This is a genomic window from Cryptosporangium arvum DSM 44712, assembly GCF_000585375.1.
In the GTDB taxonomy this organism is placed as follows: Bacteria; Actinomycetota; Actinomycetes; order Mycobacteriales; family Cryptosporangiaceae; genus Cryptosporangium; species Cryptosporangium arvum.
Genome location: NZ_KK073874.1, coordinates 8,503,903 through 8,519,885 on the forward strand (window position 1 = coordinate 8,503,903; position 15,983 = coordinate 8,519,885).

At 70.7% G+C, this 15,983-nt stretch carries 13 protein-coding genes; 3 read left to right on the top strand and 10 right to left on the bottom strand.

Annotated features, from left to right (window positions below; all coding sequences use genetic code 11):
- Positions 1-495: 495 nt before the first annotated feature.
- The 8 genes from CRYAR_RS38810 to sucC all read right to left on the bottom strand — a co-directional run bounded on the left by CRYAR_RS38810 (position 496) and on the right by sucC (position 9,610).
- Positions 496-1,347 carry a bifunctional methylenetetrahydrofolate dehydrogenase/methenyltetrahydrofolate cyclohydrolase gene (locus CRYAR_RS38810; RefSeq protein WP_035858281.1) on the bottom strand — a complete coding sequence of 284 codons (852 nt, stop codon included), beginning with the start codon at positions 1,345-1,347 and terminating at the stop codon, positions 496-498.
- Between the two features lie 23 nt (positions 1,348-1,370).
- Positions 1,371-2,741 (bottom strand): vWA domain-containing protein, encoded by a 1,371-nt coding sequence (locus tag CRYAR_RS38815; protein ID WP_035858283.1) that lies wholly within the window; start codon positions 2,739-2,741, stop codon positions 1,371-1,373.
- Complete coding sequence (locus CRYAR_RS38820) at positions 2,738-3,607, bottom strand: AAA family ATPase (RefSeq protein WP_035858284.1); 870 nt, start codon at positions 3,605-3,607, stop codon at positions 2,738-2,740. Before CRYAR_RS38820 ends, CRYAR_RS38815 begins: the two co-directional genes overlap by 4 nt.
- Before the next feature lie 18 nt (positions 3,608-3,625).
- The gene (gene purH / locus CRYAR_RS38825) at positions 3,626-5,185 is read right to left on the bottom strand and encodes a bifunctional phosphoribosylaminoimidazolecarboxamide formyltransferase/IMP cyclohydrolase (RefSeq protein ID WP_035858286.1); all 1,560 of its coding nucleotides are present in this window, start codon (positions 5,183-5,185) and stop codon (positions 3,626-3,628) included.
- A gap of 61 nt (positions 5,186-5,246) precedes the next feature.
- Entirely contained in the window at positions 5,247-5,852 is a 606-nt protein-coding gene (purN, locus tag CRYAR_RS38830) for a phosphoribosylglycinamide formyltransferase (protein ID WP_084701530.1), read from the bottom strand.
- A gap of 166 nt (positions 5,853-6,018) precedes the next feature.
- Positions 6,019-7,377, bottom strand: coding sequence for a cell division protein PerM (locus CRYAR_RS38835; RefSeq protein ID WP_157018408.1), 1,359 nt, complete (start codon positions 7,375-7,377; stop codon positions 6,019-6,021).
- A 150-nt stretch (positions 7,378-7,527) separates the two neighbouring features.
- Entirely contained in the window at positions 7,528-8,424 is an 897-nt protein-coding gene (gene sucD / locus CRYAR_RS38840) for a succinate--CoA ligase subunit alpha (protein ID WP_035858297.1), read from the bottom strand.
- Between the two features lie 13 nt (positions 8,425-8,437).
- The gene (sucC, locus tag CRYAR_RS38845) at positions 8,438-9,610 is read right to left on the bottom strand and encodes an ADP-forming succinate--CoA ligase subunit beta (protein WP_035858298.1); all 1,173 of its coding nucleotides are present in this window, start codon (positions 9,608-9,610) and stop codon (positions 8,438-8,440) included.
- Positions 9,611-10,568: 958 nt separating this feature from the next.
- On the opposite strand from sucC, the gene CRYAR_RS38850 reads away from it, so the two are divergent.
- The gene (locus CRYAR_RS38850; RefSeq protein ID WP_051571547.1) at positions 10,569-11,210 is read left to right on the top strand and encodes a M23 family metallopeptidase; all 642 of its coding nucleotides are present in this window, start codon (positions 10,569-10,571) and stop codon (positions 11,208-11,210) included.
- Between the two features lie 289 nt (positions 11,211-11,499).
- Here CRYAR_RS38850 and pcrA read toward each other — a convergent pair whose 3' ends face one another.
- A complete protein-coding gene (gene pcrA / locus CRYAR_RS38855; RefSeq protein WP_035858300.1) occupies positions 11,500-13,845 on the bottom strand; it encodes a DNA helicase PcrA in 2,346 nt (781 codons plus the stop codon).
- A 254-nt stretch (positions 13,846-14,099) separates the two neighbouring features.
- On the opposite strand from pcrA, the gene CRYAR_RS38860 reads away from it, so the two are divergent.
- Together CRYAR_RS38860 and CRYAR_RS38865 are read left to right on the top strand one after the other, a co-directional pair.
- Positions 14,100-14,369, top strand: coding sequence for a chorismate mutase (locus CRYAR_RS38860; RefSeq protein WP_035858302.1), 270 nt, complete (start codon positions 14,100-14,102; stop codon positions 14,367-14,369).
- A 10-nt stretch (positions 14,370-14,379) separates the two neighbouring features.
- Positions 14,380-15,120, top strand: a complete 741-nt coding sequence (locus tag CRYAR_RS38865) for a PIG-L deacetylase family protein (RefSeq protein WP_211247857.1) — start codon at positions 14,380-14,382, stop codon at positions 15,118-15,120.
- Positions 15,121-15,216: 96 nt separating this feature from the next.
- Here the strand turns inward: CRYAR_RS38865 and CRYAR_RS38870 are convergent, their stop codons facing one another.
- A complete protein-coding gene (locus CRYAR_RS38870; protein ID WP_035858305.1) occupies positions 15,217-15,876 on the bottom strand; it encodes a sensor domain-containing protein in 660 nt (219 codons plus the stop codon).
- Positions 15,877-15,983 lie beyond the last annotated feature (107 nt).

Genomic DNA, 15,983 nt, shown 5'->3' on the forward strand with positions numbered 1-15,983 from the left:
CAACATGCGCACTCTCATGTGAAGGTGCAGTCAAAACTTCATGTCGCTTTGTTCACCGCCGCCCAAAGCGTAGAGCAATTTCGGAAAGATGACCGGAAGTCCGTTTGGTCGGACGCCCGCATTCAGTTGAACTTGCAACGATTGGTCATTAAGTCGTTTAGGTCCGAGTTGTCACGAAGCACTTATGTCCATTTTTGGGGGTTCTGTAAAAGTTCTCAGGAACAGTCTCTCCCCTAGGCTGCGTGAGCGTTGTCAACCTTGCGACGGAATGGCCGCCGCCTAGAGTGTCAGAAACCTGACACCGATAAAACGCCGGGCCCCCGTAACACTCGCCACGATTTTCTCGGGACAGCCGCCCGAAACACCAATCCGTACCTAATAAATAACGCAGAGTTAATTCATCGCTTGGTGTCCGCGGAGTCGGAAAAGCGACGGCCCGCCCGGATCATCCAGGCGGGCCGTCGCTTTCGGTAAGCGATTTCTAACCGATCGTCATCATTCGGCAAATCGCTCGGCGGTTTCGACCACGTTTGCCAGCAGCATCGCTCGCGTCATCGGGCCTACGCCGCCCGGCATCGGAGCGAGAAAACCCGCGACCTCGGCGACCGCCGGGTCGACGTCGCCGGCGAGGCCGAGCTCGGTCCGCGTGATGCCGACGTCGAGCACCGCGGCGCCCGGCTTGACCATCTCCGGCGTCAGCATGTGTGCGTGGCCGGTCGCGACCACGACGATGTCCGCCGCCTGGGTGTGCTCGGTCAGGTTGCGGGTGCCGGTGTGGCACAACGTCACGGTGGAGTTCTCGGTGCGCCGCGTGAGCAGCAGACCCAGCGGCCGGCCGACCGTCAGGCCGCGGCCGACGACGACCACCTCCGCCCCGTCGAGCTTCACGCCGTACCGCCGCAGCAGCTCGACGATTCCCCGCGGCGTGCAGGGCAGCGGCGCGGGCACGCCGAGCACCAGCCGGCCGAGGTTCGTCGGGTGCAGGCCGTCGGCGTCCTTGTCCGGGTCCATCAGTTCGAGCACCCGGTTGGCGTCGAGCCCGCGGGGCAGCGGCAGCTGGACGATGTACCCGGTGCAGGCCGGATCCGCGTTCAACCGCGCCACCGCGCCTTCGACGTCCTGCTGGGTGGCGTCGGCGGGCAAGTCGACCCGGATGCTCTCGATGCCGACCTCGGCGCAGTCGCGGTGCTTTCCGGCCACGTAGGCGCGCGACCCCGGGTCGTCGCCGACGAGCACCGTCCCCAGCCCCGGCGCCACGCCGCGCTTGCGCAGCGCGGCCACCCGGTCGCGGAGCTCGGCCCGAACCAGAGCCGCCGTTGCCTTGCCGTCCAGGAGAGTCGCCGTCACGCCCTCATCTAACCCGAAGTGATTCAGACCGGCAGGACCCGGCTGATCACGTGAGTGAGCTGGTCGGCGTTGCGGCACTCGTACATGTTCACGAGCGTCCGGTAGGCCTCGGTGGCCGAGTCGCCGCTCCCCCACGACGCCCGCGGCTCGGGGTTGAGCCAGTAGGTCCGCTTCGCGCGGTCGACGATCTGGCGCAGGTCTCCCAGGTTCGGGTCGCCGCCGTTCGTCCGGGCGTCGCCGAGGATGAGCACCGACGTACGCGGACCGATCGCGTCGAGCGAGTCGGTGGCGAAGTCGCGCAGCGCCCGCCCGTAGTTGCTGTGTCCGTCCCACCGCACCACGCCGGACTCGGAGAGGATGCGCTCCACCAGCCGCGCCGGATCGGCGTCGTTGTCGGCGACCAGCTCGGTCACCTCCGCCGTCGAGTCGACGAACGCGAACGCCCGTACGCGGCTGAACTGGTCGTGCATCGCTTCGACGAGCATGAGCGTGAAGTGGGCGAACCCGGCCACCGAGCCGGAGACGTCGCAGAGCAGCACGATCTCCGGCCGCCCCGGGCGCGGCTTGCGGAACGCCGGGCGCATCGCGACGCCGCCGGTCGAGAGCGACCGGCGGAACGTCCTCCGCAGGTCCAGCGCGCCTTTCCGGGTGTGACGCCGCCGCGCGGCGAGCCGTGTCGCGAGCCGCCGGGACAGCGGCTGGACCGTGCGGCGCAGCGCCGCGAGCTGTTCGCGGTTCGCGGTGACGAAGTCGCGGTGGTCGGCGGCCTTCGGGATCGAGTAGCGGGCGATCCGGTCGCGGCCGCGCAGCTCGGCGACCCGGCGGCGGGCCTCGGCCGCGACCAGCTTCTCGAACTCGGCCACCCGCTGCCGCGCCTCGTCGCGCGCCAGCCGATCGGCGAACTCGCCCGCCGCCATGCGCTCGGCCACCGACGCGATGAGCGTCTGCGGGCGGAGCCGCTCCAGCGCCTGGTGGGCGGACCAGCCGCCGGCCCCGGGTGCGCCCTCGCCGCCCTGACCGACCTGACCGTACGCGCCGAGCTGCGCGACGGCCTCGGCCGCGAGCTGAGCCAGCAGCGCCTGGTCCCCGCTGACCAGCGCGTCGGCGAGGCGCGCGCGGAGCTCGTCCAGGCTCTGGGGCTCCCCGTCGGCGCGGGCGGCCTCCGGCGCTCCGGTCGCGACCGGGAAGTAGAGGTCGAACACCGCGTCGAACACCGCTTCGTGGCCGGAGCGGCGCAGCAGCGTGGCGGCCAGGCCGTGGCGGAGCTGCTCGCGATCGGCGAGCCCGAGCGCGTCGACGGCGCCGGCCGCGTCGATCGTCTCCCCCGGCCCGATCTGCAACCCGTGCTCACGCAGGGCCTGCACGAACTCGACGAGCCGGCCCGGCACCGTCATCGGAGGACCGTGTCCAGCCGGAGTCGCTTGGTCGCGTGCACGACGTCGGCCTGGTGCTTGAGCAGTACACCGAGGCTGTCGGCGACCACCTGCTCGTCGAGCGTGTCCGCCCCGAGCGCGAGCAGCGTGCGGGCCCAGTCGATGGTCTCGGCGACCGAGGGGGCCTTGCGCAGCTCCATCGAGCGCAGCGCGTTCACGACGCGGACGACGGAGTTCGCCAGGGTCTCGTCCAGACCGGAGACGCGCAGCCGGACGATCCGCTCCTCGAGCGCGGCGTCCGGGAAGTCGATGTGCAGGAACAGACACCGGCGGCGCAGGGCTTCGGAGAGTTCGCGGGTCGCGTTCGAGGTGAGGACGACGAACGGGGCGCGGGTCGCGGTGATCGTGCCGAGCTCCGGCACCGTGATCTGGAAGTCGCCGAGCACCTCGAGCAGCAGGCCCTCGATCTCGACGTCGGCTTTGTCGGTCTCGTCGATGAGCAGGACGGTCGGCTCGTCGCCCTGGATCGCGGTCAGCAGCGGACGCGGGAGCAGGAACTCCTCGCTGAAGACGTCCGCCTTCGTCTCTTCCCAGCTCTCGTCCTGCCCGGCGGTGATGCGCAGGAGCTGCTTGGCGTGGTTCCACTCGTAGAGCGCGCGCGACTCGTCGACGCCCTCGTAGCACTGGAGCCGCACCAGTCGCGCGCCGCTCGCGGCCGCGACCGCCTTGGAGAGTTCGGTCTTACCGACTCCCGCCGGCCCTTCGACGAGTAACGGCTTCTCGAGCCGGTCGGCCAGGAACACGGTCGTGGCCACGGCCGGGGACGCGAGGTACCCGGCCGCGGCCAACTTCTCGGTGACGTCGGCGACCGACGTGAAGAACCCCATACTTACTGACGATATCCGTCAGTGGTAGAAGTGCCGGGTTCCGGTGAAGTAAAGCGCGATTCCGGCTTTCTGGGCCGCGGCGATGACCTCGTCGTCCCGGACACTGCCACCGGGCTCGACGATGGCCTTGATACCGGCCTCGGTGAGCACCTCGAGCCCGTCCGCGAACGGGAAGAACGCGTCCGAGGCCGCGACCGAGCCGGTCGCCCGCTCCCCGGCCCGGGAGACGGCCAGGCGGGCGGAGTCGACCCGGTTCACCTGCCCCATGCCGACGCCGACCGTCGCGGTGTCGGCGGCGAGCAGGATCGCGTTGCTCTTCACGGCACGCACGGCCCGCCACGCGAACTGCAGATCGGCGAGCGTCGCGGCGTCCGCGGGCTCGCCGGTGACCAGCTTCCAGCCGCTCACGTCGTCGCCCGGGGCGTCCACGCCGTCCACGGTCTGCACCAGGCCGCCGCCGGAGACCTGCCGGAACTCGACCCCGCCGCGGGCACGCGCCGGCGCGGTCAACAACCGGATCGACGGCTTCTTCGACAGGATCTCGACCGCGCCGTCCTCGTAGGATGGCGCGACCACGACCTCGGTGAAGATCTCCGCGACCTGCTCCGCCATCGCCACGCTCACCGGCCGGTTCACGGCGATGACCCCACCGAACGCGCTCACCGGGTCGCACGCGTGGGCCTTGCGGTGCGCCTCGGCGATGTCGCCGGCCGACGCGATGCCGCACGGGTTCGCGTGCTTGATGATCGCCACCGTCGGCTCGGTGAAGTCGTAGGCCGCGCGGTAGGCCGCGTCGGCGTCGACGTAGTTGTTGTAGGACATCGGCTTGCCGTGCAACTGCTCGGCCTGCGCGATGCCGGCGACGGCGTCGTGGTCGACGTAGAGCGCCGCGGCCTGGTGCGGGTTCTCGCCGTAGCGCAGCACCTCGGCGCGCTCGAGCGCGATGCCGGCGAACGCCGGCCAGGCGACGTCACCGGCCTCGTCGACCAGCTCGCGGGCGGTCCAACCGGCCACCGCGACGTCGTAGGCGGCGGTGTGGGCGAACGCGCGCGCGGCCAGCTGGCGACGCGTCGCCAGGTCGAATCCGCCGGCTTTCGCCGCTTCCAGCACCAGCGGGTACGCCCCGGGCTCGACCACGATCGCGACGTTCGCGTGGTTCTTCGCCGCCGCGCGGACCATCGAGGGGCCACCGATGTCGATCTGCTCGACGACCTCGTCGTGCCCGGCCCCCGACGCGACCGTCTCGCGGAACGGGTAGAGGTTGGAGATGACCAGCTCGAACGGAGCGATCTCGAGCTCGGCGAGCTGCTGCACGTGCGCCGGGTTGCGCAGGTCGGCCAGCAGACCGGCGTGGATGTGCGGGTGCAGCGTCTTGACCCGGCCGTCCAGCGTCTCCGGGAAGCCGGTGACCTCGGCGACCTGGGTGACCGCGACCCCGGCCGCGGCGATACGGGCCGCGGTCGAGCCGGTGGAGACGATCTCGACGCCGAGCTCGGCCAGACCGACGGCGAGCTCTTCGATCCCGGACTTGTCGTACACGCTGATCAACGCGCGCCGGATGGGCTTCCGGTCGGTCACAGCAGCACCTCGCTACGCTCGGCGCCACCGTGACCGGCGGCGGACTGTGCTAGCTGCTGCGTCATGGGATCGAGACCTTCCTTCCAGTGACGGTCCAGCCCTCGCGGGCCAGCCGGCCGATCGAGTCGACGAGCATCTCCCGCTCGGCGACCTTGATGCGTTCGTGCAGCTGACCGACGTCGTCGGTGGTGAGCACCGGGACGACGCGCTGATCGATGATCGGGCCGGAGTCCACGCCGGCGTCGACGAAGAACAGCGTGCAGCCGGTGACCTTGACGCCGTACTCGAGCGCGTCGCGGGGGCCGTGCATGCCCGGGAACGAGGGCAGCAGGGCCGGGTGGCTGTTGACCATCCGGCCGCCGAAGCGCTCGAGGAAAGTGCGACCGACCAGCTTCATGAAGCCCGCCGAGACGACGAGGTCGGGCTCGTGGCCGGCGACCTCCGCGGTGAGCGCCGTGTCCCACGCGTCCCGGCTGCCGAACTCGCCGACCGGGAGCACGAACGTGGGTACGCCGACCTTCTCGGCACGGGTGAGGCCCTCGATGGCGGGCCGATCGGCCCCGACGGCGACGACGTCAGCGCCGTACGACGGATCCGCGGCGGCGTCCAACAACGCCTGCAGCGTGGTGCCTGACCCCGATACGAGGACCACGACTCGGGCGGTCACGACGCTCCTCACCTCCGGCTGACGCCCCGAGCCTAACCCGTCGCCCGGTGCCGCCGGGCACCGCGCCCGCCGCCCCTCGCACCGGGTGTGAGTCGCCGCACGGCGCCTCCGTCGACGCCGGATGACGCGTCCGACGCGGCGGATCACCCTTCGCTAGCGCGGCGGATCAACCTTCGCCGACGCGGCGGTGGGGCTGCGGGGCGGTGTCGGCGGTGGGCTCGGATTCGCGGGGCTCACGCGGGGGCGGGGCGGCCCGGTCGGCGGCGGCCGACCCGGAGAAGAGGCCGACCACGAGGCGGCGGGGGCCGGACGGCAGGCGGCCGGCCCACGGCGACGTGCCCGACCCGGGAGCGTCCGGGGACCAGCGGCGGGTGGCCGACCAGGCGGCCCAGGACGCCGCGGTGCGGGCGACGGTGGCGCCGACCAGCGCGGCCACCGCCACCTCGACGGCGAGCACGATGCCGACGTGCCAGGGCGACGGGCCGAGTTCGGAGAGCCGCCCGTCGCCGAGCGGACCCCGGGACGCCGCCGCGGCCAGCGCGACGAGCACACCGGCCACCGGCCCGGCGATCAACGCGCCGCCGAGCGCGATGCGCCAGCGCGGTAGAGCGGCGTCCTCCGTGCGGGTCGGACGGGCGGTGACGACACCCGCGAGCAACCCGGCGATCAGCGGCGCGGCCAGCGTCAGGCTGACCATCCCGGACGCCGGCCCGGTCGGGACGGCCGCCAACAAGGGGAACGAGGGCAGCGGCGCGAGCTGCACGGTGCTGGCGTCCACCGCGGTGCCCGCACCGACCGCGAAGCCGGGCCCGACCAGGTAGGCGGTCGCCCAGACCGCCGCGGTCGGCGCGTAGAGGACACACAGCGCGGTGATCGCGACCCCGCCCACCACGCCGGCGTGCAACGAGCCGAAGACGGCGCGGAACTCCTCGTGGGTGACCGCGATCTGCGCCCCGGCCGCGAGCACACCCGCGGTGAGCACGGCCGCGGCCGCGACACCACCGGCCGACGCACCGCGGCGGACGACGTCGGGCAGCCCGAACGCCATCGCCGCTCCGAGACCGATCGCCCTGGCCGCACCCCAGCCCGCGCCGAACCCGGCGACCAGGCCGGTGACGACCCCGGCCGAAGCCGGGTCCGCCCGGACCCCGGACGTGGCCCCGAGCAGCGCGGCGACCATGCCGAAGAACGCGTACGCGAGCCCGACCGCCACCGCGACCCGGATCACCCCGAGCCAGGACGCCGCTCCGGTGGCCAGCGCGCTGTTGCGCCCGGCCCGGTAGAGCTGGCGCAGCACCACGACGCTCAGCAGCAGGGGCGTCAGGCCGAACGGCCCGCTCGGCGTCTGCATCCGGACGCCGTGCGCCAGCAACCATCCGTCCGCGGCGAGCCGGAGCGCGTCACCCGCCGGCGCACCGGACCGGTTCTCCGCCACCCACACGACGAGCGCCACCGCGGCCATCGGCACCAGCACCACCAGAGCGGCCCAGCCGGCCGTGGTCACCGCCGCTGCGGGCAGGGCCACCCGGGCAGGCGATGAGGGAGGAGCGCCGGGGGACACCGCCTTACTGTGACAGGCGAGTACCAAGCGGCATGCGCCCATCCCCCGGCGTGTCGCCACGCACACGACGGAGCCGGGCCCCGCTGCTGCGGGGCCCGGCTCCGTATTCCGACGTCAGGCGGTGACGATCTCGCGCATCAGGCGCGCGGTCTCGGACGGCGTCTTGCCGACCTTGACGCCGACGGCCTCGAGCGCTTCCTTCTTGGCCTGCGCGGTGCCGGCCGAGCCGGAGATGATCGCGCCGGCGTGACCCATCGTCTTGCCCTCGGGGGCGGTGAAGCCCGCGACGTACGCGACGACCGGCTTCGTGACGTGCTCGGAGATGTAGGCCGCGGCCCGCTCCTCGGCGTCGCCACCGATCTCGCCGATCATCACGATCGCGGTCGTCTCCGGGTCGGCTTCGAAGGCCTCCAGGCAGTCGATGTGGGTGGTCCCGATGACCGGGTCACCGCCGATGCCCACCGCGGTGGAGAAACCGATGTCACGCAGCTCGTACATCATCTGGTAGGTCAGCGTGCCCGACTTGCTGACCAGACCGATCCTGCCGGCCTTGGTGATGTCGGCCGGGATGATGCCCGCGTTCGACGCCCCGGGAGAGATCAGGCCCGGGCAGTTCGGGCCGATGATCCGGGTCTGGCCGCCCTCGGCGCGCTTCTTCTCCGCGTAGTCCCAGGCCCAGGTGGTGTCGTGCACCGGGATGCCCTCGGTGATGACGACCGCGAGGCCGATGTTGGCGTCGACGGCCTCGATGATCGCGGCCTTCGCACCCGCCGGCGGCACGAAGATGACGCTGACGTCGGCGCCGGTCTCCTTGATCGCCTCCGCGACGCTGCCGAACACCGGTACGGACACGTCGTCCTCGAAGTCGACCGACGTGCCGGCCTTCTTCGGGTTGACCCCGCCCACGATCTGGGTGCCCGAGCGGAGCATGCGCTGCGTGTGCTTGCGCCCCTCCGACCCGGTCATGCCCTGGACGATGACCTTGCTCTTCTCGGTCAGGAAGATCGACATCTCTCCGGGTCCCTTACTTCGCAGCCAGCTCGGCGGCGCGACGGGCGGCGCCATCCATCGTGTCCACCTGCTCGACCAGCGGGTGGTTCGCGTCGGTGAGGATCTGCCGACCGAGCTCGGCGTTGTTGCCGTCCAGGCGGACGACAAGCGGCTTGCTGACCTCGTCACCGCGCTCGGCGAGCAGCTTGAGCGCCTGCACGATGCCGTTGGCGACCGCGTCGCAGGCGGTGATGCCGCCGAAGACGTTGACGAAGACACTCTTGACCGACGGGTCGGAGAGGATGATCTCCAGCCCGTTCGCCATCACCTCGGCGGAGGCGCCGCCACCGATGTCGAGGAAGTTGGCCGGCTTCTTGCCGCCGAACTCCTCACCGGCGTAGGCGACGACGTCGAGCGTCGACATGACCAGGCCCGCGCCGTTGCCGATGATGCCGACCTCGCCGTCGAGCTTGACGTAGTTGAGGTTCTTGGCCTTGGCCGCCTGCTCCAGCGGGTCGACCGCGGAGACGTCCTCGAGCTCGTCGTGGCCGGGCTGCCGGAAACCGGCGTTGCCGTCGAACGTGACCTTGCCGTCGAGCGCGATGATCCGGCCACCCGGGGCCTTGACCAGCGGGTTCACCTCGACGAGCGTCGCGTCCTCGCCCACGAAGACGTCCCAGAGCGCGACGACGGCCTTGGCCGCCTCGTCGAGCGTGTCCTCGGGGAACTTGCCGGCGACCAGGATCTCGCGGGCCTTCGCCTCGTCGATACCGTCGACGGCGCTGACCGGGATCTTCGCGAGCGCGTCGGGGTTCTCGACCGCGACCTGCTCGATCTCGACGCCACCCTCCCGGCTGGCCATCGCGAGGAACGTGCGGTTCGCGCGGTCGAGCAGGAAGGAGAAGTAGTACTCCTCCTCGATGTCGCTCGCCTCGGCGACGAGCACCCGGTGGGCGATGTGGCCCTTGATGTCCATGCCCAGGATGTCGGTGGCGCGGGCCTCGGCCTCGTCCGGGTTCTCGGCGAGCTTGACGCCGCCGGCCTTGCCGCGACCGCCGACCTTCACCTGCGCCTTGACGACCACCTGCTTGCCGACCTTCTCGGCAATGCTGCGCGCCTCGGCCGGGGTGTCGGCCACCGAGCCGGCCAGCACGGGTACCCCGTGCTTGGCGAAGATGTCCCTCGCCTGATATTCGAACAGGTCCACTGCCGCGTCCGTCCTCGCTCGTTTCGACGCGGGTCGAAGCCGCCGCTCGGCCCGCTGTCGCTGCCTCGTCGCATGGTGCCGGAGGAGCATCCGTCGTCGCGGGCGGCCAGGCCTGTCGGGCTGGTGGGCGCGACGATGACGGGTATCCGACACCTCTTGCGGCAGGTTATCGGGGCCGACACGGGCCGTGCGTGTCCACGCCGGTGTGTTACCTCACAAGCACGACGATACGAACATCACGTGTCCGGTCGGACACCGGGATGACACCAGGTCACAGGCGCATCACCGCCCTCTCCCGCCCCGGATGTGACATCCGCCCCCGTGGCCCCGTTACTGCGGGCGCGGCCACGCGTTGTTCACTGCGACCGCCTACCGGCCACGGTTGGCGGGCGGTCGGGGTCGGGCGTTCGAGGGGTGCGCCCGACCCCTCCGCTCGATCTCACCCTCCGTAAGCGTGAGCAGGTCCCACCTGGGCCGCCGGACGCCGCTCGGCCGTTCGGGGGATCAGCCTTACCCAACCCGCTACGTGTGACCCAGACCGTCTTTAGGTAGGTTTAAGACTTCGATTCTCGTCCGATACAAGTGAGTATCGCCCGAATCGACCCGATGTACAGAAGAGCACCAGCGAAACTCGCGATAACGAATGGTGCGCTTTCGACTACCGGTAGCGCTGATTTTTCGGTGCGCAAAAGGGATTTGACGGCGGGAAAGCCACCAGTTCCTCGGTCGTTCTTGCTCCGGCCGCCCATGGCTGGCATCGTGACGCCTTGTGTCGGAAACCGGTCTGCCGTTTCCGACCGACTCCGGACTCGATCCGAATGTGAACGCACTCGCGTCGGCACACGTGGATCGAACAGGGAGCAGGTAGGCCGTCGAAAGGCAGTTAGTGCAAGAGAGCGGGAATGTCCGGCACGTCGGACGCCATCGCGCACCGACAGCACCACGCGCCGGATACGCCATGGCCGTCACGACCGCAGTGGTTGGCGTCAGCGTCGCCGCCCTGGCGGTCGGCTCGGCACTCCCAGCCGCCGACACCGCGTCCGCCTCCGCGGCTCTCGGCCAGCAGGTCGACGCGAGCAAGCTCTCGTCCCAGTCGAGCGATGCCGGCAACACCACCCAGAAAGAAGTCCGCAGCGGCGATTCGCGCGCCTCGCGATCACTCAAGCGCAGCGGCGTCGGTGAGCCGGAACAGCTCCCGGTCTGGATCAAGCCGGCCAGCGGGCCGCTCAGCTCGCTCTACGCCGCCCGCTGGGGCACGTTCCACTACGGCATCGACTTCGCGGCCGCGTACGGCTCCACCGTTAAGGCGGCCAGTGCGGGCACCGTGATCCGCGCGGGTTGGTACGGCGGGTACGGCCAGATCGTCATCATCGATCACGGCGACGGGGTGACGACCCGGTACGGGCACAACTCGGAGCTGCTCGTCTCGGTGGGAGACCACGTCGAGGCCGGCGACGGGATCGCCAAGGTGGGCAGCACCGGCCAATCAACCGGGCCGCACTGCCACTTCGAGGTGCGCATCGACGACGTGCCGGAGGACCCCCTCGGCTGGCTCGAGGACCACGACGTCTCGGTGACGGGCGTCAACACCGGCCTCTGAGAAGCCGGGACGATACGCCTCCAGCACGACCCGGCCGGAGGACGGCCGCGCCGAAGCCGCCGAACGAACCGTCGGCCCCGCGCAGTACCGCGCCCGACGAACCATCACGACCGCGCCACTCGTGGTCTCGCTCATCCCCGCACCACCCTCACCCGTTCGACTCATCGTTCGAACATATGTTCGATTCTATCGGTAGAACGACCGTATAGCCAGCCGTTCGGTGGATCAGTTTGCGCCTGCGGACCACATCGGACTGTGGACCACTTCGGACTGTTGTGACGGACGCGCTCTAGAGCTTCTCGAGCGGTGCGTAGCGAAGAAGGAACCAGCGGGCCTTGCCGTCTCCGAAGTCGACGGCCGCCTGAGCCCGATCGCCGTCGCCGCGCTTCTCCACGACGCGCCCCAGCCCGTGCGCGTCGTGGGTGACCCGATCGCCGACCTCCAGCGAGATCGCCGGGCGGTTGCCCGCTCCGGCCGCCCGGGACGCGGGGCGCGCAGCCGCCGCGTACTGCTGGGCGAGCCGCTCCTGCGCCGACCCGGTGCCGCTCCACTTGGAGAGCGTCTCCTTCGGCGCCGGAGCCTGACGCTCCCAGCTGAGCAACCCGGTGGGCACCTCGTCGAGGAAGCGCGACGGCGGGTTGTACTGGGGCTGGCCCCAGGCGCTCCGCGTGATCGCTCGCGACAGGTACAGCCGCTCCCGCGCCCGCGTGATGCCGACGTACGCCAACCGGCGCTCCTCCTCCAGCTCCTTGGGGTCGCCGAGCGACCGCAGGTGCGGGAAGACGCCATCTTCCAGACCGGTCAGGAACACGACCGGGAACTCCAGGCCCTTCGCGGTGTGCAGTGTCATCAGCGTGACCTGGCCCTGCTGGGCGGCCTGGTCGGCGCCCTCGGCGTCGTCGGGGGCCGGCGGGATGCTGTCGGCGTCGGCGACCAGCGCGACCTGCTCGAGGAACTCGACGAGCCCGGCCTCGGTCTCGGCCGCGGCGGCCCGCTCCTCGAACTCGCGGGCGACGCTCACCAGCTCCTGCAGGTTCTCGACCCGCCCCTCGTCCTGCGGGTCGGTGCTCTCCTCCAACTCGGCCAGGTAGCCCGTGCGCGAGAGCACCTCCTCCAGGACGATGCTCGGCGGCTCGGTCTCGGCCAGCTGGCGCAGCCCGGCCATCAGCGCGGTGAACTCGCCGATCTGTTTGACCGCGCGGCTGCCGATTCCCGGGGCCTCCCCCGCGCGTTCCAGCGCCGCGCCGAAGCCGATGCGCTCCCGCGAGGACAGCGCCTCGACGCAGGCCTCGGCCCGGTCCCCGATGCCGCGCCGGGGTGTGTTCAGAATCCTCCGGACGCTCACGGTGTCGTCGGGGTTCGCGATCGCACGCAGGTAACCGAGCGCGTCACGCACCTCTTTGCGCTCGTAGAACCGCACGCCACCGACGACCTTGTAGGGCAGGCCGACCCGGATGAAGATCTCCTCGAACACCCGGGACTGGGCGTTCGTGCGGTAGAACACCGCGACCTCGCCCGGCTTGTTGGTGCCCGAGTCGGTGAGCCGATCGACCTCGGCGGCGACCCAGGCCGCCTCGTCGTGCTCGTTGTCGGCCACGTACGCGGTGAGCGGAGCCCCGTCGCCGGCCTGCGACCACAGGTTCTTCGGCCGCCGGTCGGGGTTGCGGGAGATCACCGCGTTGGCGGCGTTGAGGATCGTCTGCGTCGAGCGGTAGTTCTGTTCGAGCAGGATCGTGGTGGCCTGCGGGTAGTCGCGCTCGAACTCGAGGATGTTGCGGATGCTGGCGCCGCGGAACGCGTAGATCGACTGGTCGGCGTCACCGACGACGCACAGCTCGCCCGGCGGCGGCTCGCCCTCGGCGTCGGTGCCGACGATCTCCCGGACCAGCGCGTACTGGGCGTGGTTGGTGTCCTGGTACTCGTCGACCATCACGTGGCGGAAACGCCGGCGGTAGTGCTCGGCCACGGCCGGGAACGCCCGGAGGAGGTTGACCGTGGTCATGATGATGTCGTCGAAGTCGAGCGCCTGGGCCTCGCGCAGCCGCCGCTGGTAGAGCGTGTACGCCTCGGCCAGCATGCGCTCGGCCGTTCCGGACGCCCGGGAGGAGAACTCCTCCTCGTCGACCAGTTCGTTCTTGAGGTTGCTGACCTGGGCCAGCAGCGAGCGGGCCGGGTACCGCTTGGGGTCCAGGTCGAGCTCGCGGGCGACGAGCGTCATCAGGCGCCGGGAGTCGTCGGCGTCGTAGATCGAGAACTGCGACTTGAGCCCCGCGGTCTTCGCCTCGGCCCGCAGGATGCGGATGCAGGCGGAGTGGAACGTGGACACCCACATCGACCGCGCGCGGTTGCCGATGAGCTCGGTGACCCGCTCCTTCATCTCCCCGGCGGCCTTGTTGGTGAACGTGATCGCGAGGATCTCGCCGGGCTGGGCGCCGCGCTTCGCGAGGATCCACGCGACCCGATGGGTGAGCACCCTGGTCTTTCCGGAGCCGGCGCCGGCGACGATCAGCAGTGGCGTGCCCTCGTGGACCACGGCCGCCCGCTGCTGGTCGTTGAGCCCCTCGAGCAGCGCGGACGGGTCGACCTTGAGGTTGACGGGCCGACGGGCGTTGGGGATGTCGAAGAGGGTGCTCATCGCCTCGCGACATTACTCCGGAGCACCGACAGTTCCGTGCCCAGATAGTGAGCACCGTTGGCACGAACGGCGGCACCCGTGCAACACTCTTCCCATGGTTCGACTGACGGCACGATTTTTTTACGGCTCCGGGCATCCGGCAGCCGTCTTCGTCGTCTGAACCCAGACCACTTCGACGCCCCGGGGCCCGGCCCCGGGGCGTTTTTTGTGCGCCCCGAAGGCCGGGTGCCCACCCGAAACCCTTGGAGCACGCCATGACCGCACCGACCACCACCGAGCAGGCCAACGAAGAGATCGCCGAGCTCCGAGAACGCATCAACGCGGCGGACGACGAGCTGATCCGCATCTGGCGCGAGCGGGCCGAGCTCAGCCGGCAGGTGGGCGCCGCCCGGATGGCCGCCGGTGGCACCCGGCTCGTCCTCTCCCGGGAGCAGGCGATCGTCGACAAGTTCCGCCGCGAGCTCGGCACCGACGGCGCCCAGTTGGCCATGCTGGTCCTCCGGGCCGGCCGCGGACCGCTGTAGTCTCGGCGGAGTGAGTTTTCCGCCTTCGGTGAGCCCTCTCGACGACGTCCAGCGCGTTCTGGTCGTCACCGCGCATCCCGACGACGTCGATTTCGGTGCCGGTGGCACGGTCGCCACCTGGACCAAGGCCGGGATCGAGGTCGCCTACGTGATCGCCACCAGCGGTGACGCCGGCGGCTTCGACGAAACCACCCCGCGGGAGTCGATGGCCGCCATCCGCGAGGCCGAGCAGCGCGCGGCGGCCGCGGTCGTCGGCGTCACCGACGTGACGTTCCTCGGCTACCCCGACGGGGCGCTGTACGTCACGAACGAGCTGCGCCGGGACATCGCCCGTCAGATCCGCCGGGTCCGGCCCGACCGGTTGCTCACCACGTCGCCGGTGCGCGACTGGGCGCGTCCCCCGGCGGCCCACGGCGACCACGTCCGGATCGGCGAAGCGGCGTTCGACGCGGTCTACCCCGACGCACGCAACCCGTTCGCCCACCCGGCGCTGCTGCGCGACGAGGGCCTGGAGCCGTGGACGGTCCGGGAGATGTGGTTCTCCGGCACGCCGACGGCCGACCACGCGGTCGACATCACCGACGTCTTCGAGCAGAAGATCTCCGCCCTGCGCGAGCACGTCAGCCAGCTGCCCGGTGAGCTCGACGCGATGCGGGAGCGGATCGTGCAGTGGAACGGCGCCAACGCGCGGAAGGCCGGCCTGCCGGAGGGGCGCCTGGCCGAGCTGTATTCGGTGATCAGCACGGCGTAGGCCGAACACCGACCGGGCCGGTCGGCGACGACCTGCCTCCACCCCCGCGGCTGAACCGCAGTGAGGGCCACCCTTCCGGGTGGCCCCACTCGTTTCTCAGCGGCCCGACTGGCTCGGGCCGAGCAGGAACTCGGTGTAGCGGACGCTCATCCGCGCCATGCCCTTGGTGACCCACCCGGACACCCACAGCAGCACGACCCCGACGCCGACCCACGGCATCGCCGACGCGAAGCTGTCGACGACGAACGGGTTGCTGCCGTCCCAGACGCCGAACAGGTAGATCTTGTCGTCCGGCATGGCCCAATACCAGGTCCACAGCGTCATCGAGCCCAGCGACGCGGCCCAGAACGCGAGCGAGACCGCCGCCGCCGTCAGCGTCACCGGGAAGACCAGCAGGTGGTGCAGCAGGTCCCGCCAGGTCGACGGGACGGCCAGCCACTGCCGGATCCGCTGCAGCAGCGTGCCGCTGACCACCGGGTAGGGCAGCGGAACCGGGGTGCCGAGCAGGATCGCGGCCCGACGGCGTTCGACCTCGGCCATCCCCCGGCTGACCGCGAGCGCGGCCAACAGCACCGGCACCCCGACGATGAGCGCGGAGAACGTGACGCCGAACGCGACGACGAGGATGAACGTGATCAGGCCGAGGATTCCGGTGAGGAATCCGACGGCGAGGTACCCGGCCGAACGCGCGGTCTCCGCGTCGAACGCACGGGCAATCGGGTTGGAGACTGGCCGGGCAACGGCGGTCGCGGTCATCGGAGGGTCCTCTCTCGGTTTCGACACCTCTGAACCTAGGGATCCGGGACGTCCGGCGAATCACCGTCATTAGCCACACCCGATCTAGCTCTCAGGTACTACTGGCC

Coding starts and splice junctions, on each gene's coding strand:
- CRYAR_RS38815 (WP_035858283.1), bottom strand. CDS start 2,741: ATGACGGTGCCGGGCCGGCTCGTCGAGTTCGTGCAGGCCCTGCGTGAG.
- CRYAR_RS38870 (WP_035858305.1), bottom strand. CDS start 15,876: ATGACCGCGACCGCCGTTGCCCGGCCAGTCTCCAACCCGATTGCCCGT.
- CRYAR_RS38860 (WP_035858302.1), top strand. CDS start 14,100: ATGACCGCACCGACCACCACCGAGCAGGCCAACGAAGAGATCGCCGAG.
- sucD (WP_035858297.1), bottom strand. CDS start 8,424: ATGTCGATCTTCCTGACCGAGAAGAGCAAGGTCATCGTCCAGGGCATG.
- CRYAR_RS38820 (WP_035858284.1), bottom strand. CDS start 3,607: ATGGGGTTCTTCACGTCGGTCGCCGACGTCACCGAGAAGTTGGCCGCG.
- pcrA (WP_035858300.1), bottom strand. CDS start 13,845: ATGAGCACCCTCTTCGACATCCCCAACGCCCGTCGGCCCGTCAACCTC.
- CRYAR_RS38850 (WP_051571547.1), top strand. CDS start 10,569: ATGGCCGTCACGACCGCAGTGGTTGGCGTCAGCGTCGCCGCCCTGGCG.